The sequence below is a fragment of the Escherichia sp. KTE172 genome (assembly GCF_000408845.1).
In the GTDB taxonomy this organism is placed as follows: Bacteria; Pseudomonadota; Gammaproteobacteria; order Enterobacterales; family Enterobacteriaceae; genus Escherichia; species Escherichia coli.
The window spans coordinates 3565554-3589154 of sequence record NZ_KE137316.1; the positions used below are offsets into that span (position 1 = coordinate 3565554).

General features: G+C 52.6%; 20 protein-coding genes. 9 read left to right on the forward strand and 11 right to left on the reverse strand.

What is annotated here, in order from left to right; genetic code table 11:
* Nucleotides 1–135: 135 nt before the first annotated feature.
* Nucleotides 136–666 (reverse strand): inorganic diphosphatase, encoded by a 531-nt coding sequence (gene ppa, locus G434_RS07180; protein WP_000055072.1) that lies wholly within the window; start codon nucleotides 664–666, stop codon nucleotides 136–138.
* Between the two features lie 309 nt (nucleotides 667–975).
* Between ppa and ytfQ the strand changes: the two genes are divergently transcribed.
* The 4 genes from ytfQ (at nucleotide 976) to yjfF (ending at nucleotide 5762) form a co-directional block, all read left to right on the forward strand.
* Nucleotides 976–1932, forward strand: a complete 957-nt coding sequence (ytfQ, locus tag G434_RS07175; protein WP_000265933.1) for a galactofuranose ABC transporter substrate-binding protein YtfQ — start codon at nucleotides 976–978, stop codon at nucleotides 1930–1932.
* A 309-nt stretch (nucleotides 1933–2241) separates the two neighbouring features.
* Nucleotides 2242–3744 carry a galactofuranose ABC transporter, ATP-binding protein YtfR gene (ytfR, locus tag G434_RS07170; RefSeq protein WP_016238973.1) on the forward strand — a complete coding sequence of 501 codons (1503 nt, stop codon included), beginning with the start codon at nucleotides 2242–2244 and terminating at the stop codon, nucleotides 3742–3744.
* A gap of 13 nt (nucleotides 3745–3757) precedes the next feature.
* Entirely contained in the window at nucleotides 3758–4780 is a 1023-nt protein-coding gene (ytfT, locus tag G434_RS07165) for a galactofuranose ABC transporter, ATP-binding protein YtfT (protein ID WP_001296689.1), read from the forward strand.
* Nucleotides 4767–5762, forward strand: coding sequence for a galactofuranose ABC transporter, permease protein YjfF (gene yjfF, locus G434_RS07160; protein WP_000596015.1), 996 nt, complete (start codon nucleotides 4767–4769; stop codon nucleotides 5760–5762). Before ytfT ends, yjfF begins: the two co-directional genes overlap by 14 nt.
* Nucleotides 5763–5794: 32 nt before the next feature.
* Here the strand turns inward: yjfF and fbp are convergent, their stop codons facing one another.
* Nucleotides 5795–6793 (reverse strand): class 1 fructose-bisphosphatase, encoded by a 999-nt coding sequence (gene fbp / locus G434_RS07155; protein ID WP_000853753.1) that lies wholly within the window; start codon nucleotides 6791–6793, stop codon nucleotides 5795–5797.
* Between the two features lie 175 nt (nucleotides 6794–6968).
* On the opposite strand from fbp, the gene mpl reads away from it, so the two are divergent.
* Nucleotides 6969–8342 (forward strand): UDP-N-acetylmuramate:L-alanyl-gamma-D-glutamyl-meso-diaminopimelate ligase, encoded by a 1374-nt coding sequence (mpl, locus tag G434_RS07150; protein ID WP_001219792.1) that lies wholly within the window; start codon nucleotides 6969–6971, stop codon nucleotides 8340–8342.
* Nucleotides 8343–8492: 150 nt separating this feature from the next.
* On the opposite strand, the gene yjgA is transcribed toward mpl, so the two are convergent.
* The gene (gene yjgA / locus G434_RS07145) at nucleotides 8493–9044 is read right to left on the reverse strand and encodes a ribosome biogenesis factor YjgA (protein WP_000166270.1); all 552 of its coding nucleotides are present in this window, start codon (nucleotides 9042–9044) and stop codon (nucleotides 8493–8495) included.
* Between the two features lie 93 nt (nucleotides 9045–9137).
* Here yjgA and pmbA point away from each other — a divergent pair, with 93 nt between their 5' ends.
* A complete protein-coding gene (gene pmbA / locus G434_RS07140; RefSeq protein ID WP_001162171.1) occupies nucleotides 9138–10490 on the forward strand; it encodes a metalloprotease PmbA in 1353 nt (450 codons plus the stop codon).
* A 182-nt stretch (nucleotides 10491–10672) separates the two neighbouring features.
* Nucleotides 10673–11059 carry a cytochrome b562 gene (cybC, locus tag G434_RS07135; RefSeq protein ID WP_001232240.1) on the forward strand — a complete coding sequence of 129 codons (387 nt, stop codon included), beginning with the start codon at nucleotides 10673–10675 and terminating at the stop codon, nucleotides 11057–11059.
* Nucleotides 11060–11103: 44 nt separating this feature from the next.
* On the opposite strand, the gene nrdG is transcribed toward cybC, so the two are convergent.
* From nrdG to treR, 5 genes are all read right to left on the reverse strand, one after another.
* Nucleotides 11104–11568, reverse strand: a complete 465-nt coding sequence (gene nrdG, locus G434_RS07130) for an anaerobic ribonucleoside-triphosphate reductase-activating protein (protein ID WP_001106222.1) — start codon at nucleotides 11566–11568, stop codon at nucleotides 11104–11106.
* A 157-nt stretch (nucleotides 11569–11725) separates the two neighbouring features.
* Nucleotides 11726–13864, reverse strand: a complete 2139-nt coding sequence (nrdD, locus tag G434_RS07125) for an anaerobic ribonucleoside-triphosphate reductase (protein ID WP_000187778.1) — start codon at nucleotides 13862–13864, stop codon at nucleotides 11726–11728.
* 393 nt (nucleotides 13865–14257) lie between these two features.
* On the reverse strand, nucleotides 14258–15913 hold the full coding sequence (gene treC, locus G434_RS07120; protein ID WP_001298928.1) for an alpha,alpha-phosphotrehalase: 1656 nt from the start codon (nucleotides 15911–15913) through the stop codon (nucleotides 14258–14260).
* 49 nt (nucleotides 15914–15962) lie between these two features.
* The gene (treB, locus tag G434_RS07115) at nucleotides 15963–17384 is read right to left on the reverse strand and encodes a PTS trehalose transporter subunit IIBC (RefSeq protein WP_001297258.1); all 1422 of its coding nucleotides are present in this window, start codon (nucleotides 17382–17384) and stop codon (nucleotides 15963–15965) included.
* A gap of 118 nt (nucleotides 17385–17502) precedes the next feature.
* Nucleotides 17503–18450 carry a trehalose operon repressor TreR gene (gene treR, locus G434_RS07110; RefSeq protein WP_001181324.1) on the reverse strand — a complete coding sequence of 316 codons (948 nt, stop codon included), beginning with the start codon at nucleotides 18448–18450 and terminating at the stop codon, nucleotides 17503–17505.
* Between the two features lie 184 nt (nucleotides 18451–18634).
* Here treR and mgtL point away from each other — a divergent pair, with 184 nt between their 5' ends.
* Nucleotides 18635–18688 (forward strand): mgtA regulatory leader peptide MgtL, encoded by a 54-nt coding sequence (gene mgtL / locus G434_RS29940; protein ID WP_001387276.1) that lies wholly within the window; start codon nucleotides 18635–18637, stop codon nucleotides 18686–18688.
* A gap of 140 nt (nucleotides 18689–18828) precedes the next feature.
* The gene (gene mgtA / locus G434_RS07105) at nucleotides 18829–21525 is read left to right on the forward strand and encodes a magnesium-translocating P-type ATPase (protein WP_000471866.1); all 2697 of its coding nucleotides are present in this window, start codon (nucleotides 18829–18831) and stop codon (nucleotides 21523–21525) included.
* Nucleotides 21526–21730: 205 nt separating this feature from the next.
* Here mgtA and ridA read toward each other — a convergent pair whose 3' ends face one another.
* From ridA to pyrB, 3 genes are all read right to left on the reverse strand, one after another.
* Nucleotides 21731–22117 (reverse strand): 2-iminobutanoate/2-iminopropanoate deaminase, encoded by a 387-nt coding sequence (gene ridA / locus G434_RS07100; protein ID WP_000047539.1) that lies wholly within the window; start codon nucleotides 22115–22117, stop codon nucleotides 21731–21733.
* A gap of 72 nt (nucleotides 22118–22189) precedes the next feature.
* Nucleotides 22190–22651 carry an aspartate carbamoyltransferase regulatory subunit gene (gene pyrI / locus G434_RS07095; protein WP_000148581.1) on the reverse strand — a complete coding sequence of 154 codons (462 nt, stop codon included), beginning with the start codon at nucleotides 22649–22651 and terminating at the stop codon, nucleotides 22190–22192.
* A gap of 12 nt (nucleotides 22652–22663) precedes the next feature.
* On the reverse strand, nucleotides 22664–23599 hold the full coding sequence (gene pyrB, locus G434_RS07090; RefSeq protein WP_000013046.1) for an aspartate carbamoyltransferase: 936 nt from the start codon (nucleotides 23597–23599) through the stop codon (nucleotides 22664–22666).
* Nucleotides 23600–23601 lie beyond the last annotated feature (2 nt).

Below are 23601 nucleotides of genomic sequence, written 5' to 3' on the forward strand. Positions count from 1 at the left end.
TTTGCTTGTTCTTACCGTTCAAGCCTTGCAACCGCTGAGAATAATGATGGTGGAATAGAGAGTTTATTTATCGCGGGCATAAAAAAACCCTTACTAACCGAAGCCCGGCGTTCAGGGTTATTGCGCTAGAAGAACTTATTTATTCTTTGCGCGCTCGAAGGAAGCAACGATTTCAGCTTTAGCGGCTTCTGCGTTTTCCCAACCTTCAACTTTCACCCACTTGCCTTTTTCGAGGTCTTTGTAGTGCTCGAAGAAGTGAGCGATCTGCGCTTTCAGCAGCTCTGGCAGATCGTTAACGTCTTTAATGTGATCGTATTCTTTGCTCAGCTTTGTGTGCGGAACAGCAATCAGTTTCGCATCTTCACCGGCTTCGTCGGTCATTTTCAGAACGCCAACCGGACGGCAACGGATCACAGAACCCGGCTGCAGCGGGTACGGAGTCGGGACCAGTACGTCAACCGGGTCACCGTCCAGAGACAGGGTGTGGTTGATGTAACCGTAGTTGCACGGATAGAACATCGCGGTGGACATGAAGCGGTCAACGAACAGTGCGCCGCTCTCTTTGTCGATTTCGTATTTGATCGGATCTGCGTTAGCCGGGATCTCAATAACAACGTAGATGTCTTCCGGCAGATCTTTACCCGCAGGGACGTTGAGTAAGCTCATGTCTGTTTCCTTTAAAAATATGTGGCAAACAAGTGCCGAGTATTATAGCCAACTCGCGCCGAATGTCTTTGCTTGTTTTCGTCTTCATTTTCCTTTTTCGCCAGTTTTAAGACGGTATACAGAGCAGGAAAATCCATAACCGTAGCCGCATTTTTCATAGTGAGATGAAAGCGATTACAAACTTGTGATTAACGTTTTATTTACTTTTTTGAAGTGTGATGTAACGCAATCCGTTACATAACGAATTGTCTATAGTTTTTTCGCGAACATCTTTTCACCAATAATAATTACCCCGACGAGGACAACCCTATGTGGAAACGCTTACTTGTAGTCTCTGCAGTCTCGGCAGCCATGTCGTCTATGGCGTTGGCCGCTCCATTAACCGTAGGATTTTCGCAGGTCGGATCGGAATCCGGCTGGCGCGCTGCAGAAACCAATGTAGCGAAAAGTGAGGCCGAAAAACGCGGAATTACGTTGAAAATTGCTGATGGTCAGCAAAAGCAGGAAAACCAGATTAAAGCGGTACGTTCCTTCGTTGCACAAGGGGTGGATGCGATCTTTATCGCTCCGGTGGTCGCGACAGGTTGGGAACCGGTATTAAAAGAGGCGAAAGATGCCGAAATCCCGGTCTTCTTGCTCGACCGTTCCATCGATGTGAAAGACAAATCTCTCTATATGACCACCGTTACTGCCGACAACATCCTCGAAGGTAAGTTGATCGGTGACTGGCTGGTAAAAGAAGTGAATGGCAAACCATGCAACGTGGTGGAGCTGCAGGGCACCGTTGGGGCCAGCGTCGCCATTGACCGTAAGAAAGGCTTTGCCGAAGCCATTAAGAATGCGCCAAATATCAAAATCATCCGCTCGCAGTCAGGTGACTTCACCCGCAGTAAAGGCAAAGAAGTTATGGAGAGCTTTATCAAAGCGGAAAACAACGGCAAAAACATCTGCATGGTTTACGCCCATAACGATGACATGGTGATTGGCGCAATTCAGGCAATTAAAGAAGCGGGCCTGAAACCGGGCAAAGATATCCTCACGGGTTCCATTGACGGTGTACCCGATATCTACAAAGCGATGATTGATGGCGAAGCGAACGCCAGTGTTGAACTGACGCCGAATATGGCAGGTCCCGCCTTCGACGCGCTGGAGAAATACAAAAAAGACGGCACCATGCCTGAAAAGCTGACGCTGACCAAATCCACCCTTTATCTGCCTGATACCGCAAAAGAAGAGTTAGAGAAGAAGAAAAATATGGGGTATTGAGGGTTGCTATGCCTGATGCCGATTCGTAGGCCGGATAAGGCGCTCGCGCCGCATCCGGCGGTGGTGCGCTGAAGCCTGATGCGACGCTTACCGCGTCTTATCATGCCTACGAGTTCGGTGCTCTGTGTAGGCCGGATAAGGCGTTCACGCCGCATCCGGCAGTGGTGCAACACCGGACTTAACACCGTGCACAATCTGTCCCCTCGCCCCTTCGGGGAGAGGGTTAGGGTGAGGGGGACAAACGGCGCAGCTCTTAACATCAGGCACGATCTATTCCCAGACTTTTAGAGCGTGGCTAAGGGGGAAACCATGACGACCGACCAACACCAGGAAATCCTCCGCACCGAAGGATTAAGTAAATTTTTCCCCGGCGTCAAAGCGTTAGACAACGTTGATTTCAGCCTGCGCCGTGGCGAAATCATGGCGCTGCTCGGTGAAAACGGGGCGGGAAAATCGACGCTAATCAAAGCATTAACCGGTGTATACCACGCCGATCGCGGCACCATCTGGCTGGAAGGCCAGGCTATCTCACCGAAAAATACCGCCCATGCACAACAACTCGGCATCGGAACCGTTTATCAGGAAGTCAACCTGCTACCCAATATGTCGGTCGCTGATAATCTATTCATAGGTCGCGAACCCAAACGTTTCGGCTTTCTACGCCGCAAAGAGATGGAAAAGCGTGCCACCGAACTGATGACATCTTACGGTTTCTCCCTCGACGTGCGTGAACCGCTTAACCGTTTTTCGGTGGCGATGCAGCAAATCGTCGCCATTTGCCGGGCTATCGCTCTCTCCGCCAAAGTGCTGATCCTCGATGAACCCACCGCCAGCCTCGACACCCAGGAAGTGGAGCTATTATTTGTCCTGATGCGTCAGTTGCGCGATCGCGGCGTCAGCCTGATCTTTGTCACTCACTTTCTCGATCAGGTCTATCAGGTCAGCGATCGGATCACTGTCTTACGCAACGGCAGTTTCGTAGGCTGTCGGGAAACGCGCGAGCTACCGCAGATCGAACTGGTAAAAATGATGCTGGGGCGCGAGCTGGATACCCACGCGCTACAGCGTGCCGGGCGAACATTGTTGAGCGACAAACCCGTTGCCGCGTTCAAAAATTACGGCAAAAAAGGAACGATAGCACCGTTTGATCTCGAAGTTCGCCCCGGCGAGATCGTCGGTCTGGCTGGCTTGCTGGGATCCGGACGTACCGAAACCGCCGAAGTGATCTTCGGTATCAAACCTGCTGACAGCGGCACGGCGTTGATCAAAGGCAAACAGCAAAACCTGCGATCGCCACATCAGGCTTCGGTACTGGGTATCGGCTTCTGCCCGGAAGACAGGAAAACCGATGGCATCATCGCCGCCGCCTCGGTACGGGAAAATATCATCCTCGCTCTCCAGGCCCAGCGCGGCTGGCTACGACCCATTTCCCGCAAAGAGCAGCAAGAGATTGCCGAACGCTTTATCCGCCAGCTTGGCATTCGCACACCTTCAACTGAACAACCGATTGAATTTCTCTCTGGCGGCAATCAGCAAAAAGTGTTGCTTTCACGTTGGCTACTGACCCGACCGCAATTTCTGATCCTCGATGAGCCAACCCGCGGCATTGATGTTGGTGCCCACGCCGAGATCATCCGCCTGATTGAAACGCTATGCGCCGATGGTCTGGCGCTGCTGGTGATCTCCTCCGAACTGGAAGAGCTGGTGGGCTATGCCGATCGGGTGATCATCATGCGCGATCGCAAACAGGTGGCGGAGATCCCGCTGGCAGAGCTTTCCGTTCCGGCGATCATGAACGCCATTGCGGCGTAAGGAGAATAGTGTGATGCCTCAATCTCTCCCGGACACTACGCCGCCGAAAAGGCGCTTTCGCTGGCCAACGGGAATGCCGCAGCTGGCGGCGCTATTGCTGGTGCTGCTGGTCGATAGCCTGGTAGCCCCGCATTTCTGGCAGGTGGTGCTTCAGGATGGGCGTTTGTTCGGTAGCCCTATCGACATTCTTAACCGTGCAGCTCCCGTTGCGTTACTGGCGATTGGTATGACGCTGGTGATCGCCACCGGTGGGATTGATCTCTCCGTAGGGGCGGTGATGGCTATCGCCGGAGCCACAACGGCTGCGATGACGGTCGCGGGATTCAGCCTGCCGATTGTTTTGTTAAGCGCCCTGGGCACCGGCATCCTGGCGGGATTGTGGAACGGCATACTGGTAGCGATCCTCAAAATTCAGCCGTTTGTCGCCACCCTGATCCTGATGGTCGCCGGGCGCGGCGTGGCGCAACTGATCACCGCCGGGCAGATCGTCACGTTTAACTCGCCGGATCTCTCATGGTTTGGCAGCGGATCGCTGTTGTTCCTGCCAACGCCGGTCATTATCGCGGTGCTGACGCTTCTCCTGTTCTGGCTGTTGACCCGCAAAACGGCGCTGGGGATGTTTATCGAAGCCGTTGGTATCAACATTCGGGCGGCAAAAAATGCCGGGGTAAACACGCGGATCATCGTCATGCTCACCTACGTGTTGAGCGGGCTGTGTGCGGCGATTGCGGGCATTATCGTGGCGGCGGATATTCGCGGTGCCGATGCCAATAACGCCGGGTTATGGCTGGAGCTGGACGCCATTCTTGCGGTGGTGATTGGCGGCGGATCGCTGATGGGCGGGCGCTTTAACCTGCTGCTCTCAGTCGTGGGGGCGCTGATTATTCAGGGGATGAACACCGGAATTTTACTTTCTGGCTTTCCGCCGGAGATGAACCAGGTCGTAAAAGCGGTGGTGGTGCTTTGTGTGCTGATTGTTCAGTCGCAACGCTTTATCAGTCTGATTAAAGGAGTACGTAGCCATGATAAAACGTAACTTGCCGCTGATGATCACCATCGGCGTCTTTGTGCTGGGCTATCTCTACTGCCTGACCCAGTTTCCCGGTTTTGCTTCCACAAGAGTGATCTGCAATATCCTGACCGATAACGCCTTTCTTGGGATAATCGCCGTTGGCATGACCTTTGTGATCCTCTCTGGCGGTATCGATCTCTCCGTCGGTTCGGTGATCGCCTTTACTGGCGTGTTTCTGGCAAAAGTGATTGGCGATTTCGGCCTCTCGCCGCTGCTGGCGTTTCCGCTAGTGCTGGTGATGGGCTGTGCCTTTGGCGCATTTATGGGGCTTTTGATCGACGCCCTGAAGATCCCGGCATTTATCATTACCCTGGCAGGAATGTTCTTTTTGCGCGGCGTCAGCTATCTCGTTTCAGAAGAGTCGATCCCGATAAACCATCCCATTTATGACACGCTCTCAAGCCTTGCGTGGAAAATCCCTGGCGGCGGTCGCTTAAGTGCGATGGGACTGCTGATGCTGGCGGTGGTGGTTATCGGCATATTCCTCGCGCATCGTACCCGTTTTGGTAATCAGGTATACGCCATTGGCGGCAACGCAACGTCGGCAAACCTGATGGGGATTTCTACCCGCAGCACCACTATTCGCATTTATATGCTCTCCACCGGACTGGCAACGCTGGCGGGGATTGTCTTCTCGATTTATACCCAGGCCGGATATGCGCTGGCGGGCGTAGGTGTGGAACTGGATGCTATCGCCTCAGTGGTAATTGGCGGTACGCTTTTGAGCGGTGGCGTTGGAACGGTATTAGGGACGCTTTTTGGCGTGGCGATTCAGGGGCTAATTCAGACTTATATCAACTTTGACGGTACGCTGAGTTCCTGGTGGACGAAAATCGCCATCGGCATTTTGCTGTTCATTTTTATTGCCTTACAGCGTGGATTAACGGTGCTGTGGGAGAATCGTCAGAGTTCGCCAGTGACAAGAGTCAACATTGCGCAGCGATAAAAACGCCTCTCCGTGTGGAGAGGCGCAGGAGATTACGCGTCCGGGAACTCACGGATAAAGCGTTCGACATCTTCAACCATATGGTCGTTGCCGACAAAGAATGAACGGCGCTGGTGCAGGGTTTCCGGGATGATATCCAGAATACGCTCTTTGCCATCGCTCGCTTTACCGCCCGCTTGTTCCGCCAGGAATGCCATCGGGTTGCACTCATACAGTAAACGCAGTTTACCGTCCGGGTGGCTGGCGGTGCTTGGGTAGAGATAAATACCGCCTTTCAGCAGGTTACGGTGGAAATCCGCAACCAGTGAACCGATATAACGTGAGGTATACGGGCGGTTGGTGGATTTATCTTCTTCCTGGCAGAATTTAATGTACTTCTTCACCCCGTTCGGAAACTTAATGTAGTTTCCTTCGTTGATGGAGTAGGTTTTGCCTTTCTCCGGGAAGCGCATCCGTTCCTGGCACAGGCAGAAAACGCCCAGCGAAGGATCGTAAGTAAAGGCGTGAACACCGCATCCGGTGGTGTAAACCAGCATAGTAGAGGAGCCGTATACCACGTAACCTGCCGCAACCTGTTTGTTACCAGGCTGGAGGAAATCTTCTTCCGTTACCGGCGTGCCAACAGGCGTAACGCGGCGGTAGATGGAGAAAATGGTACCGACAGAGACGTTAACATCGATGTTGGACGAGCCATCCAGGGGGTCCATCAGCACCACGTATTTTGCGTGTTCACAGCCTTCAAAGACGACAATCTCATCTTCTTCTTCAGAGGCAATGCCCGCAACGATATCGCGTGCTTTCAGTGCGGCTTTCAGTTTTTCATTAGCGAACAAGTCGAGTTTCTGCTGAACCTCGCCCTGCACGTTCTCAGCACCGCTGGCACCCAAGATATCAACCAGTCCTGCTTTGTTGATATCGCGATGGATAATCTTGGCGCCCAGTTTTATTGCCGACAGCAAAGCAGTGAGCTCACCGGTAGCATGAGAAAACTCGTGCTGCTTTTCGACAATAAATTCACCTAACGTTTTCATAAAACTTTCCCTGCAATGTTTATGGAGTAAAGCGACCGCAACAATCTTAACAAATAATCTCAATGTTGCGCTCAGGTGAATCGCGCCAGCAAATTGCGGATTATCCTGAAATGCGTTTCTCACTTGCCCGACATATGCGTAAAATGAGCGGCAGATTAAAAAAGGATAGTGACGTATGCGCATTCATATTTTAGGAATTTGTGGCACATTTATGGGCGGTCTGGCGATGCTGGCGCGCCAGTTAGGCCATGAAGTAACGGGTTCGGACGCCAATGTGTATCCGCCGATGAGCACCTTACTTGAGAAGCAAGGCATTGAGCTGATTCAGGGTTACGATGCCAGCCAGCTCGATCCGCAGCCGGATCTGGTGATTATTGGCAACGCCATGACCCGTGGAAATCCGTGTGTGGAAGCGGTACTGGAAAAAAACATCCCTTATATGTCAGGTCCACAGTGGCTGCACGATTTTGTGCTGCGCGACCGCTGGGTGCTGGCCGTTGCCGGTACACACGGCAAAACTACCACCGCGGGAATGGCGACCTGGATTCTGGAACAGTGCGGTTACAAACCGGGATTTGTGATCGGCGGTGTGCCGGGGAACTTTGAGGTTTCGGCGCGTCTGGGCGAAAGCGACTTCTTTGTTATCGAAGCGGATGAGTATGACTGCGCCTTCTTCGACAAACGCTCTAAATTTGTCCATTACTGCCCGCGTACGCTGATCCTCAACAACCTTGAGTTCGATCACGCCGATATCTTTGACGACCTGAAAGCGATCCAGAAACAGTTCCACCATCTGGTGCGTATCGTTCCGGGGCAGGGCCGTATTATCTGGCCGGAAAATGACATCAACCTGAAACAGACCATGGCGATGGGCTGCTGGAGCGAGCAGGAGCTGGTGGGTGAGCAGGGTCACTGGCAGGCGAAAAAGCTGACCACTGACGCTTCTGAATGGGAAGTCTTGCTGGATGGCGAAAAAGTGGGCGAAGTGAAATGGTCGCTGGTGGGCGAACATAATATGCACAATGGCCTGATGGCGATTGCGGCGGCTCGCCATGTTGGTGTAGCGCCTGCAGATGCCGCTAACGCGCTGGGTTCGTTTATTAACGCTCGTCGCCGTCTGGAGTTGCGTGGTGAAGCGAATGGCGTGACGGTATATGACGATTTTGCCCATCACCCGACGGCAATTCTGGCAACGCTTGCGGCGCTGCGTGGCAAAGTTGGTGGTACGGCGCGCATTATTGCTGTGCTGGAGCCGCGCTCGAATACCATGAAAATGGGGATCTGCAAAGACGATCTGGCACCTTCATTAGGTCGTGCCGATGAAGTCTTCCTGCTGCAACCGGCGCATATTCCGTGGCAGGTGGCAGAAGTGGCAGAAGCCTGCGTTCAGCCTGCACACTGGAGTGGCGATGTGGATACGCTGGCAGATATGGTGGTGAAAACCGCTCAGCCTGGCGACCATATTCTGGTGATGAGCAACGGCGGTTTTGGTGGGATCCATCAGAAACTGCTGGATGGTCTGGCGAAGAAGGCGGAAGCTGCGCAGTAATTCGGCTTCAGCCTGATATAGCATTGCCGGATAAGGCGTTTACGCCGCATCCGGCATTTGAGCATAGTGCCTGATGCGACGCTTGATGCGTCTTATCCGGCCTACAGGTGCACCGCATCCGGCAAACCATACTCACATCAACAACGAAAATTACCCTTCATTCTCCGCCAGTTCGCGCAGATACTGGAAAATCTGGCGTGCGGATTTCGGCGGCTTATTCCCTTCTTTCTCTTTCTTCGCGTTACGGATCAGAGTACGCAGCTGCTGACGATCGGCATCGGGCCACAGATTCAATACTTCAGCGATGGCGTCATCACCTTGATCGATCAGACGATCGCGCAGGTTTTCCAGTTTATGGAACAGCACCACCTGCTGGTTGTGACGGTTTTTCAGCTTATCCAGCGCCTGACGAATAGGCTCTACGTCGCGCTGGCGCAGCATCTTACCGATGAGCTGCAACTGGCGGCGGCGACCTTCCATCTTAATACGCTGGGCGAGCTCAATAGCCGCGCGCAGATCCGCATCTAACGGGATCTTATCCAGCGCGTTTTTCCCCAGATCAACAATTTCCGCGCCAAGGCGTTTTAGCTCCTCGGCATCACGTTTAATTTCACTTTTACTGACCCAGATAATTTCATCGTCTTCGTCTTCGATGTCATCACCGGGAACGTCGTCGAGCCAGTCTTCGGGCTGCTTAGTCATCTCAGGCTCCTTAAAAAAAGAGGCTAATGTTACCAGTTAAGATGCGCACTGAAAAACGGTTCTCTGTTAGACTTCAGAGAAACTCTCTACATTATGGCACTTGCAATGAAAGTAATCTCTCAAGTTGAAGCGCAGCGCAAGATTCTGGAAGAAGCAGTTTCCACTGCGCTGGAGTTGGCCTCAGGCAAATCGGACGGTGCGGAAGTTGCCGTCAGCAAGACCACCGGCATTAGCGTAAGCACGCGTTATGGTGAAGTGGAGAATGTTGAATTCAATAGCGATGGCGCGCTGGGGATCACTGTTTATCACCAGAACCGCAAAGGTAGCGCATCATCCACCGATTTAAGCCCGCAGGCCATTGCCCGCACCGTACAGGCGGCGCTGGATATTGCCCGTTATACCTCGCCAGATCCCTGTGCCGGCGTGGCAGACAAAGAGCTGCTGGCCTTTGACGCACCAGATCTCGACTTGTTCCACCCTGCGGAAGTTTCCCCGGATGAAGCCATTGAACTGGCGGCCCGCGCAGAACAGGCGGCATTGCAGGCGGACAAACGCATTACCAATACCGAAGGCGGCAGTTTTAACAGCCACTACGGTGTCAAAGTTTTTGGCAACAGCCACGGCATGTTGCAGGGTTACTGCTCTACGCGTCATTCACTCTCCAGCTGTGTAATTGCCGAAGAAAATGGCGATATGGAGCGTGATTACGCCTACACCATTGGTCGTGCGATGAGCGATCTGCAAACGCCAGAGTGGGTTGGGGCCGACTGTGCTCGCCGTACTTTATCGCGCCTGTCACCGCGTAAACTCTCCACCATGAAAGCGCCAGTCATTTTTGCCAATGAAGTGGCAACCGGGCTTTTTGGCCATCTGGTGGGGGCGATAGCGGGTGGCTCGGTTTACCGTAAATCTACCTTTCTGCTGGATTCGCTGGGTAAACAAATTCTGCCGGACTGGCTGACCATTGAAGAGCATCCGCATCTGCTGAAAGGGCTGGCGTCGACGCCATTCGACAGCGAAGGTGTGCGCACCGAGCGTCGCGATATTATTAAAGATGGCATCCTGACTCAGTGGCTGCTGACCAGCTACTCGGCGCGGAAACTGGGGCTGAAAAGCACCGGACATGCGGGCGGTATTCACAACTGGCGGATTGCCGGACAAGGGCTAAGCTTCGAACAAATGCTCAAAGAGATGGGCACCGGGCTGGTGGTGACGGAGCTGATGGGCCAGGGCGTGAGTGCCATTACCGGTGATTATTCCCGTGGTGCAGCGGGCTTCTGGGTAGAGAATGGCGAAATTCAGTATCCCGTTAGTGAAATCACCATCGCAGGTAATTTAAAAGATATGTGGCGCAATATTGTCACCGTCGGTAACGATATTGAAACACGCAGTAATATACAGTGTGGTTCTGTGCTGTTGCCGGAGATGAAAATCGCCGGGCAGTAAAAAACTGGCGCGACCTGCCGCGCTATAAACTAAAAAATTACACAAAATCATTCGCACTGCATCGAGACGGAAAGTGAATGAGGGCCGGGGAGCGTACTCGCAGTACGTGACCCGGGCGAATGAGCGTAGCCGTCGATGAGGCAGTGTGAAGGATGAAGTGTAAATAAAAAAGGAAGTGAGCAATGCGTAAAAGCCTGTTAGCTATTCTTGCAGTCTCCTCGTTGGTATTCAGTTCTGCGTCGTTTGCCGCTGATCTTGAAGACAATATGGAAACCCTCAACGACAATTTAAAAGTGATCGAAAAAGCGGATAACGCGGCGCAAGTCAAAGACGCGTTAACGAAGATGCGCGCCGCAGCGCTGGATGCGCAAAAAGCAACGCCGCCGAAGCTCGAAGATAAATCACCGGACAGCCCGGAAATGAAAGATTTCCGCCACGGTTTCGACATTCTGGTCGGTCAGATTGACGACGCGCTGAAGCTGGCAAATGAAGGTAAAGTAAAAGAAGCGCAGGCTGCTGCAGAGCAACTGAAAACGACCCGCAACGCCTATCACCAGAAGTATCGTTAATTCCTCATTTCCCTGTTGCCTGCACTCAGGTAACAGGGAACTTATCATCGCAAATGATGCACCACCTGATTGCTGCTGCCGCGCCAGATCAGGGAAGGGTCTTTTAAATCCTGCACAAATTTGCCGTCGACCAGTACGTTAATCAAATCAACAACCTGCATTTGCGCAGCGTTGAGTTCGTCGAGTTTATAGCCTGTCCACACCCAGATGTCTTTACCCGGACACTCGGCGCGGATGCGTTTTACCAGTTTCAGAATATCCGGCACGTTTTGCGGATGCAGCGGATCGCCGCCGGAGAGGGAAATCCCCTGGCGTTTGATACGAGTGTCATTCAGATCTTTAATGATCTTGTCTTCCATTGCTTTGGTAAATGGCTGACCAGAATTTACCCGCCATGTGCTTTTGTTATAGCAACCGGGGCATTCATGAACACACCCGGAGACAAACAGGGTGCAGCGAGTGCCGGGGCCGTTGACGATGTCGACAGGATAGTACTGATGATAATTCATTATTTCGCCTGGCTTATCAGTCCGCGTGTAGGCTGCATCCGGTAATCAATGCCTGATGCGACGCTGTCGCGTCTTATCAGGCCTGGAGCCGTTGCCAAATGTAGGCCGGATAAGGCGTTTACGCCGCATCCGGCATTTGCTTAGCGCAGAGTGAAGATTAACCTATCTGCCCATTCCCCAAATGTTTAACGCGGCGCTTAACTTCTTCCTGCTTACCAGCGTTAAACGGACGTGCATCCGGGCTACCTAAATATCCGCACACGCGGCGAGTCACCGACACACGGGAGGCGTCATGGTTACCACATTTCGGGCAAGTGAAGCCTTTGCTGGTGCACTCGAACTCACCGGTAAAGCCACACTCGTAGCACTCATCAATCGGTGTATTGGTGCCGTAATACGGTACATGCTGATAGCTGTAATCCCAGACATCTTCCAGCGCCTTCAGGTTGTGCTGAATGTTTGGATACTCGCCGTAGCAAATGAAACCACCGTTCGCTAGCGGCGGGTAAGGCGCTTCAAAGTCGATCTTGTCGTACGGGTTCACCTTCTTCTCCACATCGAGGTGGAAACTGTTGGTGTAGTAACCTTTATCGGTCACGCCCGGCACCACGCCAAACTCAGCAGTATCGAGACGGCAGAAGCGGTCGCACAGGTTTTCACTCGGCGTGCTGTAGAGACTGAAACCATAACCCGTTTCTTCTTTCCACTGATCCACTGCCTGGCGCAGACGTTCAACAATGGCGATACCTTTCGCGCGAAGCTGCTCGTTGTCGTAAACATGCTCGCCGCCGAACAGCGCGTTAATGGTTTCGTGGATGCCGATGTAACCCAGCGAAATAGACGCACGACCGTTTTTGAAGATTTCAGAAACATCATCGTCAGCATTCAGACGTACGCCACAAGCACCTTCCATATAGAGGATCGGGGCGACGCGCGCTTTCACGCCTTCGAGACGAGCGATACGGGTCATCAGTGCCTTACGTGCCAGCACCAGACGTTCATCCAGCAGCTTCCAGAAGGTGGCTTCATCGCCTTTTGCTTCCAGAGCAATACGCGGCAGGTTCAGGCTGATCACGCCGAGGTTGTTACGACCATCGTGGATCTGCTCGCCGTTTTCATTTTCCCACACGCCGAGGAAGCTGCGGCAGCCCATCGGGGTTTTAAACGAACCGGTGACTTTCACTACCTGATCGTAGTTCAGGATATCCGGATACATGCGCTTGCTTGCGCACTCCAGCGCCAGCTGTTTGATGTCGTAGTTCGGATCGCCTTTTTTATGGTTCAGGCCATCGCGAATCGCAAACACCAGTTTCGGGAACACCGCAGTTTTACGGTTTTTACCAAGGCCTGCGATACGGTTACGCAGGATAGATTCCTGAATCAGGCGCGATTCCCAGCTGGTGCCCAGACCAAAACCAAAGGTTACAAACGGCGTCTGACCGTTGGCGGTGTGCAGGGTGTTTACTTCGTACTCCAGCGACTGGAAGGCATCGTAGCACTCTTTGATGGTACGAGAGTTTGCGTAGCCTTCGGCGTCCGGGATGTTCCACTCTTCTGCGGTCTTGCGATGTTTGTTGTAGCTGGCGGTAACAAACGGCGCCAGCACTTCATCGATACGGTTAATGGTGGTGCCGCCATAAATATGGCTGGCGACCTGAGCAATAATCTGCGCAGTTACCGCGGTTGCCGTAGAGATCGACTTCGGCGGTTCAATCTCGGCGTTCCCCATTTTAAAGCCCTGGGTCAGCATGCCTTTCAGGTCGATCAACATGCAGTTGAACATCGGGAAGAACGGCGAGTAATCGAGATCGTGATAGTGAATATCGCCACGCTCATGTGCCTGCACCACGTCACGCGGCAGCAGGTGCTGGCGTGCATAGTGTTTAGCCACGATCCCGGCCAGCAGGTCGCGCTGGGTTGGAATCACCTTGCTGTCTTTGTTGGCGTTTTCGTTGAGTAACGAGGCGTTGGTCTGCTCGACCAGACCACGGATCTCCTGGTTCAGGCGACCGCGTTTTTCACGTTCAATGTCGCGATCGTGACGGTACTCGATGTAAGCACGAGCCAGTTGTTTGTATGGACCCGACATCAGCTGGTTTTCAACTGCGGTCTGGATCTCGTTGATATCCACCTGGTTGCGGCCCTGCATCTGCTCGCTGACAACCGCGGCAACAGTGGCGCAATAATCGGCATCATCGACTTCCGCTGCTTTAGCTGCACGCAGAATCGCTTCTTTGATGCGCTCTGATTTAAACGGCACTTTGCAGCCGTCTCGTTTCATCACATGCGGTGTCATGATCGCTCCATATTTTTAAGAACAGGTTATCCACAGAAATTGGGAAAGGCGTTTTCCGGTTTTTTCGTTTCGTTTTCCGGTGCTTTCCGCAATCGCCATCCGCTTATCCACAACGCCGCACCTTTTTCGTGGGGAGCTGTAGTAGCAATTATAGTCGATTAATACAACATATTGGGTTGGGACGCATTTTAAAGTCTATATATAGTGCTTTGCATCAAGGATGTTTGAACTTTTTTTGATGTAGCTCAAAGTAAAAAGCAGAGCGTACGGATGACGGGCGCTACAGCGTTATGTAAATTTTTTAATGAATTTGCTGGTTGAAAAATCAACAAAAACAACATGCTGACAGACAAAACCCCGGAATGACAGGCATTCCCGGGGCTTAGCGGATACTTACTTCTGTAACCACCAGACAGCCTCAAAAGGCCGTAAAGTCATGGCACAGGGTTGTGGTGAGGCTTCTTCGTAGTTATGCATCACAAGCTGCCAGTTGCCGCGCATTTGCCCTGGCTGCCAGGGTTGGATCTCACGGCTAAGGTTGGCAATGACCAGCAAGGTTTGCCCCTTCCATTCACGGCGATAGCACCACAATACAGGGCTGTTTGGCAGCAGATCCTGGTAATTGCCCCATGTCAGGATGGCTTCTTGCTTACGCAGTGCGATTAACTTTTGGTAGGTGTAAAACACCGAGGAGTCATCGGCCAGCGCGGCTTCTACGTTGATTTGTTGATAGTTATCGCCCAGGCCAATCCACGGTTCGCCAGCCGTAAACCCGGCATTATCGCCGTTGCTCCATTGCATGGGCGTGCGGCTGTTGTCACGGGATTTACTGGCGAGGATTGCCAATAACTCGTCGGCATCACGACCATCGTTGCGCAGCTCGGCAAACATATTGAGGCTCTCCACGTCGCGATAGTCAGTAATGCGCGTGAAATGCGGGTTGGTCATGCCAATCTCTTCGCCCTGGTAGATATACGGCGTTCCCTGCATGCCATGCAGCACCATCGCCAGCATTTTTGCCGCAGGCACGCGGTATTCACCTTCATCACCAAAGCGAGAAATAATGCGCGGCTGATCGTGGTTACACCAGAACAAGGCATTCCATGCCACGTTGTGCATTCCTTGTTGCCAGTGGCGGAACAATGTTTTCAACGCCACAAAGTCAGGTTTAGCCAGCGTCCATTTTTCACCACCGGGATAATCGACCTTCAGGTGATGAAAATTAAAGGTCATCGACAATTCACTGCCTGTCAGTGCCGCGTATCGCTGGCAATGCTCAAGGCTGGTGGAGGACATTTCACCTACGGTCATTAACCCGCGTGGCGTAAACACATCGCGGTTCATCTCGTGCAAAAACTCGTGTGCTCGTGGCCCGTCGGTGTAAAAGCGACGCCCGTCGCCATCCAGGTCTTCAGGGAAACGCGGGTCTTTGGAGATCAGATTCACCACATCCAGGCGCAACCCGTCGACCCCACGATCGGCCCAGAATTCACAGACTTTTTTCAGCTCTGCGCGTACCGCTGGATTCTCCCAGTTGAGATCCGCCTGTTCTGGTGCAAAGAGATGCAAATAGTACTGTTCGCTTTCCGCATGCCAGCGCCACGCACTACCGCCAAATTTTGAACGCCAGTTGTTCGGTGGCGTTTCTGGTTCGCCATCGCGCCAGATATAAAACTGGCGGTAAGGGCTTTCTTTGTTCAGCGCCTCGCGAAACCAGGCATGTTGGGTAGAGGTATGGTTAAACACCATATCAAGAATGATACGAATCCCGCGCGATTTTGCCTGCGTCACCAGTTCGTCAAAATCGTCCAGCGTGCCGTAGGTGGGATCAATCGCCGTATAGTTCGCTACGTCGTAACCGTTATCGACCTGGGGAGAGATATAAAAGGGGGTTAGCCAGATGGCATCAACGCCCAGTTTATGCAGATAGTCCAGGCGTTGGATAACGCCACGTAAATCGCCGGTGCCGCTACCCGTGGTGTCCTGAAAACTCTTTGGATAAATCTGGTAGATAACGCCGTTTTGCCACCAGTGGGGAAGATTAGTCATTACGTTATTCCTGCAAATGCGAGGGGGCGCAATTGCGCCCCGAAGAAAATTAAACAATATCCAGCGTGCCCAGGCGGTATTTCCGCTGATAGATAAACGAGGTGAGTACAATCGGGATGATGATGGCGATAACCATTGCCAGCGCAAATACCTGCCAGTAGCTCGGTTGAATCGAGAGAATTCCCGGCAGGCCGCCTACGCCGATACCATTCGCCATAACGCCGTTCAGGCCGCATAGTAATCCTGCCAGACCAGAACCAATCATCGCGCACAGCATCGGGAAGCGATATTTCAGGTTGATGCCGTACATTGCAGGCTCAGTGACCCCAAGCCAGGCGGAGATAGCGGCAGGCACGGAGATCTCGCGTTCATTGTGCTTGCGGCTGGAAATGATAATGCCTATCACGGCGGAGCCCTGAGCGATATTCGACAGCGCAATCAGCGGCCACACTGGCGTGCCACCCATGCTTTGAATCATCTGCAAATCAATAGCAAGGGTGGTCTGGTGTACGCCGGTGATCACCAGCGGCGCGTACAGGAAGCCAAACAATGCCGCACCAATCGGAGCAAAGCTGCCGGTCATCAGGTGACGTACCGCAAAGGCAACGCCATCGCCAATCATGCGACCAAACGGACCAATCAGCGCATGGGCGAGGAACACCGCGAGGATCAGCGAACAGACGGGCACCACCACCAGATAGAGGTAATCCGGTACGATGCGTTTAAGGCGAGTTTCAATAACGCCCAGCGCCAGCCCGGCTAACAGTGCCGGGATCACCTGCGCCTGATAGCCCACTTTGGCGATGCTGAACATGCCAAAGTCCCACACTTCCGGCAGCTGCTGCCCGAGCAGATAAGCGTTCATCAGCTGGGGGGAAACCAGTGTCACGCCAAGCACGATACCAAGGATCGGCGTGCCGCCCATTTTTTTCACCGCTGACCAGCAAATCCCGACCGGCAGGTAGAAGAAGATCGCTTCACCGATCAACCACAGAAAATCGTAGATCGTTTGCAGGGAAGGGTACATTTGCGCCAGCGTTTGACCGTTGCTCATGGGCAAATCGCCGATCACATTACGAAAACCGAGGATCAAACCGCCGCTAATCAACGCGGGCAGCAACGGGAAGAAGATCTCCGCGAAATGAGAGATCAACTGCTCATGCCATTTCATATTCTGCCGGGCGGCTTTTTTTACCTGCTCTTTATCAACCTGCGCCTGTCCGGTTGACGCTATTAGTGCTTGATAGTAATCACCCACGTTGGTGCCAATCACCACCTGAAATTGCCCGGCATTGGTGAAACAGCCTTTCACCATGGGGAGTTGCTCAATTTCTTTCGGTCTGGCATTGGCCGGTTGGTTGAGGACAAAGCGCAGGCGAGTAATACAGTGGCTCACCGTCGCAATATTGCCGCGCCCGCCGACCAGTTCAATCAACCGATCGATATCCGTTTGGTTTATTTTGCTCATCATAAAGCCCCATGGCAGATGACATTTTTGGTTGGCTGCAGAATATATTGCGCGGAAAAATTTAAAAACGGGAACGTTCCCGAAACGCAGCGAAGATCACAATTTATCGTTCAGGAAACGATCAGGACAGGGTGGCGGGGATGATGATTTGTTGCGGTTCGCTGCGCCCGGTTACCTGTGCGATCAATTGGCAGGCCGCCTGGCGTCCAGCTTCGGCGTAGCCAGGATCTACGGTGACGATCTCCGGATGAAGGAATTTCATTAACGGCGTATTACCGACGCTCGCCAGTTGCAAGGTGTCGATGCGTTGCTCTTGCAGGTATTTACTTGCGCCAAGAGCCAGAGTGTCGGTTGCGCACAGTAACGCGGTAGTTTCAGGCGTAATCACTTTTGCTACGTTTTCATAGCCTTGCTTCATAGCAAGCCCTGGCAGAGCGGCAACGGGATGCAGTTTATGCGCTTTGCAGAACGCCAGGTAGGCTTCGTGACGTCGCTTCCCGGTCGTCACGTCACTATGCGGCACGCCGAGATAACTGATATTGCGATGCCCCTGGTCATAGAGCCGTTGCATCAGGATCTTGATTGCCCCTTCGTCGTCATAACAGACCGAAGCAAAGCCTTTTGCGTCACGCGCCAGCAGAACCAGCGATGACTGCCAGTGGGCTAACATTTCTTCTGTTATGCCAGTAAAACCGAACAACACTACGCCGTCGATATTACGCCGTTTCAGCACCCCCAAATGTTCGGCAACTAATTGCGGGGAAAACTGACTTTCCATCATGATTGGGTCGTAACCTTGTTCATAGAACGCTGGCAGCATGGTTTGAACAGCGAGATTTTCTGACAACGAATCCAGGCGGGTAACAATGATGGCGACCACTTTATCGCTTTGCCCACGCATAGCGCGCGCAGAGCGGGAAGGGGAAAATCCATGCTGATTCATCACTGCTTCAACACGCTCGCGGGTGCGCTGGCTCACGCCGCTTTCGTTATTCAGCACCCGGGAAACCGTAGATTTCCCCACGCCGCTTAAGCGCGCGATGTCTTTGATGGTCAGCCGATTTTGCATCCTGTTGTCCTGTAACGTGTTGTTTAATTATTTGAGCCTAACTTTACCCGTGCATTCAGCAATGGGTAAAGTCTGGTTTATCGTTGGTTTAGTTGCCAGCAGGTATTATATCGCCATAGATGCTACGAATATTATTGGATTCTCCTTATTATTTGCGGCGCTTTTTTCACTTACCGGAGGTTATATGGAACCTGATCCCACGCCTCTCCCTCGACGGAGATTAAAACTTTTCCGGTAAGCCCGTCTTTTCACGGCGTTACCGGATGCGTAAGGCCGTGACGTTTTAACGTCCCTGCTCAGCTTTATTACCTTCAGGTAAGGCTTCGCCACGCCTGAAGACATTTCTGTACTGTTTCAGACAGTGCGGAGGGACTCCTTATGTTTAAAGAAATTTTTACCCGGCTCATTCGCCATTTACCTTCCCGTCTGGTTCATCGCGATCCATTGCCTGGCGCGCAGCAGACAGTGAATACGGCGGTCCCGCCGTCCTTAAGTGCGCATTGCCTGAAAATGGCGGTGATGCCCGAAGAAGAATTATGGAAAACGTTCGACACCCATCCGGAAGGGTTAAATCAGGCGGAAGTGGAATCTGCCCGCGAACAACATGGTGAAAATAAATTACCCGCACAACAACCGTCGCCGTGGTGGGTACATTTATGGGTCTGCTATCGCAACCCCTTTAATATTTTACTCACCATTCTCGGCGCTATTTCTTACGCCACGGAAGATTTATTTGCCGCGGGCGTTATTGCGCTAATGGTCGCTATTTCAACGTTACTGAACTTTATTCAGGAAGCACGTTCCACTAAAGCGGCAGATGCCCTGAAAGCGATGGTCAGCAATACCGCGACGGTGCTGCGCGTAATTAACGACAAAGGCGAAAATGGCTGGCTGGAGATCCCGATCGACCAGCTGGTGCCCGGCGATATTATAAAACTGGCGGCGGGAGATATGATCCCGGCAGATTTACGTATCTTGCAGGCGCGGGATCTGTTCGTCGCTCAGGCGTCGTTAACCGGTGAGTCTCTGCCCGTGGAAAAAGCCGCTACCACTCGCCAGCCGGAGCACAGCAATCCGCTGGAGTGCGACACGCTGTGTTTTATGGGCACCACCGTGGTGAGCGGCACGGCACAAGCAATGGTGATTGCTACAGGTGCCAATACCTGGTTTGGTCAACTGGCGGGGCGTGTTAGTGAGCAGGAAAGCGAGCCGAATGCCTTTCAGCAGGGGATCAGCCGCGTCAGTATGCTGCTGATTCGCTTTATGCTGGTGATGGCTCCGGTGGTGTTGCTTATCAACGGTTACACCAAAGGCGACTGGTGGGAAGCGGCACTGTTTGCGCTTTCGGTCGCGGTAGGCTTAACGCCGGAAATGTTGCCGATGATTGTTACCTCGACGCTGGCGCGCGGCGCAGTAAAGCTGTCGAAACAGAAAGTGATCGTCAAACATCTGGATGCTATTCAGAACTTTGGCGCAATGGATATTCTGTGCACTGATAAAACTGGCACCCTGACACAGGACAAAATTGTGCTGGAGAATCATACCGATATCTCCGGTAAAACCAGCGAACGCGTGCTGCATAGCGCGTGGTTGAACAGTCATTATCAGACCGGACTTAAAAACCTGCTCGATACAGCGGTGCTCGAAGGTACGGATGAAGAGTCAGCGCGCTCGCTGGCCAGTCGTTGGCAAAAAATTGATGAGATTCCGTTTGATTTCGAGCGTCGCCGGATGTCGGTGGTAGTGGCAGAAAATACCGAGCACCATCAGCTGGTTTGCAAAGGTGCATTGCAGGAAATCCTCAATGTGTGTTCGCAGGTGCGTCACAATGGCGAGATTGTGCCGCTCGATGACATCATGCTGCGTAAGATTAAGCGGGTTACTGATACGCTGAATCGTCAGGGGCTGCGCGTGGTTGCGGTGGCGACGAAATACCTGCCAGCGCGTGAAGGAGATTACCAGCGGGCGGATGAATCCGACCTGATCCTCGAAGGATATATTGCTTTCCTTGATCCGCCAAAAGAGACAACCGCTCCGGCACTGAAGGCATTAAAAGCGAGTGGCATTACCGTAAAAATCCTTACTGGCGACAGTGAGTTAGTTGCAGCGAAAGTGTGCCATGAAGTGGGGCTGGACGCGGGAGAGGTGGTCATTGGTAGTGATATTGAAACGCTATCTGACGACGAACTGGCAAATCTTGCACAGCGCACCACGCTGTTTGCCCGCCTGACGCCGATGCATAAAGAACGCATTGTGACCTTACTGAAGCGCGAAGGGCATGTGGTTGGCTTTATGGGCGATGGTATTAATGATGCGCCCGCCTTACGCGCTGCGGATATCGGCATTTCTGTGGACGGCGCGGTAGATATTGCCCGTGAAGCGGCTGATATCATCCTGCTGGAAAAAAGCCTGATGGTGCTGGAAGAGGGGGTTATTGAAGGACGTCGCACTTTCGCCAACATGCTGAAATACATCAAAATGACGGCGAGCTCCAACTTCGGTAATGTGTTCAGCGTGCTGGTGGCGAGTGCTTTCTTGCCCTTCCTGCCGATGTTGCCGTTACACTTGCTTATTCAGAACCTGCTGTATGATGTGTCACAGGTGGCGATCCCGTTTGATAACGTCGACGACGAGCAAATTCAAAAGCCGCAGCGTTGGAATCCGGCGGATCTGGGGCGCTTTATGATCTTCTTCGGACCGATCAGCTCGATCTTCGATATTCTGACGTTTTGCCTGATGTGGTGGGTATTCCATGCCAACACGCCGGAAACGCAAACGCTGTTCCAGTCGGGATGGTTTGTGGTGGGCTTACTGTCGCAAACGCTGATTGTGCATATGATCCGCACCCGCCGTGTGCCGTTTATTCAGAGCTGTGCATCGTGGCCGTTAATGATCATGACCGTGATCGTGATGATTGTCGGGATCGCATTGCCGTTTTCACCGCTGGCCAGTTATCTGCAGCTGCAGGCGCTGCCGTTAAGCTATTTCCCGTGGCTGGTTGCGATTCTGGCAGGGTATATGACATTAACTCAGTTGGTGAAAGGATTTTATAGCCGTCGTTACGGCTGGCAGTAAAGAATAAACTGGGCACGATAGCCCCGATTCAGATTGCAGACAAAGTAAGCTTTGTTCATGCCGGATGCGGCGTAAATGCCTTATCCGGCCAACAAATTCAATAAATTGCAGGAATCACGTAGGCCTGATAAGCGTAGCGCATCAGGCGATTTTGCGTTTGTCATCAGACTTAATCCGGGCATGATAGCCCGGATTTCCATCAAGATTAGCGACGAACAGCGATCGCTTCGATCTCAATCTTCACGTCTTTCGGCAGACGGGCAACTTCAACGCAAGAACGTGCCGGGAAGGTGGCATTGTGTTCGGTGAAGAAGGCTTCGTAGGTAGCATTAACGGTTGCGAAGTCGTTCAGATCTTTCACAAACACGGTGGTTTTAACGATGTCGCCCACTTTCAGGCCTGCGGCTTCGACGATCGCTTTTACGTTATCCAGCGACTGACGTGCCTGTGCAGCGACGTCTGCCGGTACTTCACCCGTTTTCGGATTTACCGGGATCTGACCGGAGGTGATGATCATATTGCCCAGATCAACGCCCTGTACGTAAGGACCGATAGCTGCCGGTGCATTTTCCGTCGCGATAGTTTTGCTCATGATTTCTCCTTTATTACAGCGGTAAAAAGTCTGGCTCATTATAGGGAGCCAGACTTTTATTACCAACCGCAATTAATTGGCCAGCACCACATTATGGGAAAACTCTTTTTCACAGTATTTGCATTTGAGCGCGATGTCATTGGCGCGTTTTCGCACGGCAAAGCTGGAAGAAACCGGTTCGGCATGGCTGATACAGTTGCTGTTCGGGCAGACCAGCACATTGTCGATGCGCTCTGGCAGACTGGGGCGCGATTTACCCACCACTTCATAGTTGTCGATACGGTTAACCGTGGCTTGCGGCGCATACAATGCCAGTTGATCTACCTGATCTTCACTCAAAAAGGTATTTTCGATTTTGATCAGATCTTTGCGGCCCATCTCGCCAGAAGGCAAGTTCAGACCGATGGTGATGCGCTGATCCGTTTCGGTCAGCTTGAACAGACTCAACAGCTTAAAACCGATCTGGGCGGGGATATGGTCAATTACCGTGCCGCGTTTAATAGCTTCAACCTGCAATTTATTATCGTGTGTCATCTCTATTTCCCCTTACAGTACCAGATCGCGATTCAGAACCAGTGCCAGTAACGCCTGGCGAGCGAAAATCCCGTTGCCTGCCTGCTGGAAGTACCAGGCGTGTGGCGTTTTATCAACATCCGTCGCAATCTCATCAACACGCGGCAGCGGATGCAGCACTTTCATATTGGCTTTGGCGTTGTGGAGATCGCTGGCGCGAAGAACAAACTGCGCTTTCACGTTGGCGTACTCGGACGGGTCCAGACGCTCTTTTTGCACGCGGGTCATGTACAGGATGTCTACTTCCGCCATCACTTCTTCAATAGAGCTGTGCAGACTCCATGCGATCCCTTTTTCATCGAGCATATCCAGAATGTATTGCGGCATTGCCAGCGCGTCCGGCGCGATGAAGTAAAAACGGTTGCCGTCGAACTTCGCTAACGCCTGAGTCAGGGAGTGAACGGTGCGGCCATATTTCAGGTCACCAACCATTGCGACGTGGAGATTGTCCAGACGCCCCTGGGTTTCCTGAATAGTGAATAAGTCCAGCAAGGTTTGCGTCGGATGTTGGTTGGAGCCATCACCGGCATTCAGTACCGGTACATTGCCGGAAAACTCGGTGGCCAGGCGCGCCGCACCTTCCTGCGGATGACGCATCACTATCGCATCGACGTAAGTGCTGATAACCGAAATGGTATCGGCCAGCGTTTCGCCCTTTTTACCCAGTGATGTATTGGCGCTGTCGGAGAAGCCCACCACGCTGGCACCCAGGCGGTGCATAGATGTTTCGAAAGAGAGGCGGGTACGGGTAGAGGCTTCGAAGAAACAGCTGGCAATGACTTTGTGCTTCAACAGCTCTGGTTGCGGGTTTGCTTTCAGTTTCGCCGCTGTCGCCAGCACCAGATTAAGGTCATCGCGACTAAGGTCGTTTATGGAAATGATATGTTTCTGATATAGCGGATTAGCCATCT

What these genes read in the sequence shown, in the direction of transcription:
- ppa (WP_000055072.1), bottom strand. Translation starts at nt 666, where the DNA reads ATGAGCTTACTCAACGTCCCTGCGGGTAAAGATCTGCCGGAAGACATC.
- yjfF (WP_000596015.1), top strand. Translation starts at nt 4,767, where the DNA reads ATGATAAAACGTAACTTGCCGCTGATGATCACCATCGGCGTCTTTGTG.
- cybC (WP_001232240.1), top strand. Translation starts at nt 10,673, where the DNA reads ATGCGTAAAAGCCTGTTAGCTATTCTTGCAGTCTCCTCGTTGGTATTC.
- mgtA (WP_000471866.1), top strand. Translation starts at nt 18,829, where the DNA reads ATGTTTAAAGAAATTTTTACCCGGCTCATTCGCCATTTACCTTCCCGT.
- pmbA (WP_001162171.1), top strand. Translation starts at nt 9,138, where the DNA reads ATGGCACTTGCAATGAAAGTAATCTCTCAAGTTGAAGCGCAGCGCAAG.
- nrdG (WP_001106222.1), bottom strand. Translation starts at nt 11,568, where the DNA reads ATGAATTATCATCAGTACTATCCTGTCGACATCGTCAACGGCCCCGGC.
- yjgA (WP_000166270.1), bottom strand. Translation starts at nt 9,044, where the DNA reads ATGACTAAGCAGCCCGAAGACTGGCTCGACGACGTTCCCGGTGATGAC.
- treB (WP_001297258.1), bottom strand. Translation starts at nt 17,384, where the DNA reads ATGATGAGCAAAATAAACCAAACGGATATCGATCGGTTGATTGAACTG.
- mpl (WP_001219792.1), top strand. Translation starts at nt 6,969, where the DNA reads ATGCGCATTCATATTTTAGGAATTTGTGGCACATTTATGGGCGGTCTG.
- fbp (WP_000853753.1), bottom strand. Translation starts at nt 6,793, where the DNA reads ATGAAAACGTTAGGTGAATTTATTGTCGAAAAGCAGCACGAGTTTTCT.
- treC (WP_001298928.1), bottom strand. Translation starts at nt 15,913, where the DNA reads ATGACTAATCTTCCCCACTGGTGGCAAAACGGCGTTATCTACCAGATT.
- pyrI (WP_000148581.1), bottom strand. Translation starts at nt 22,651, where the DNA reads ATGACACACGATAATAAATTGCAGGTTGAAGCTATTAAACGCGGCACG.
- pyrB (WP_000013046.1), bottom strand. Translation starts at nt 23,599, where the DNA reads ATGGCTAATCCGCTATATCAGAAACATATCATTTCCATAAACGACCTT.
- ytfR (WP_016238973.1), top strand. Translation starts at nt 2,242, where the DNA reads ATGACGACCGACCAACACCAGGAAATCCTCCGCACCGAAGGATTAAGT.
- nrdD (WP_000187778.1), bottom strand. Translation starts at nt 13,864, where the DNA reads ATGACACCGCATGTGATGAAACGAGACGGCTGCAAAGTGCCGTTTAAA.
- treR (WP_001181324.1), bottom strand. Translation starts at nt 18,450, where the DNA reads ATGCAAAATCGGCTGACCATCAAAGACATCGCGCGCTTAAGCGGCGTG.
- ytfT (WP_001296689.1), top strand. Translation starts at nt 3,758, where the DNA reads ATGCCTCAATCTCTCCCGGACACTACGCCGCCGAAAAGGCGCTTTCGC.
- ytfQ (WP_000265933.1), top strand. Translation starts at nt 976, where the DNA reads ATGTGGAAACGCTTACTTGTAGTCTCTGCAGTCTCGGCAGCCATGTCG.
- ridA (WP_000047539.1), bottom strand. Translation starts at nt 22,117, where the DNA reads ATGAGCAAAACTATCGCGACGGAAAATGCACCGGCAGCTATCGGTCCT.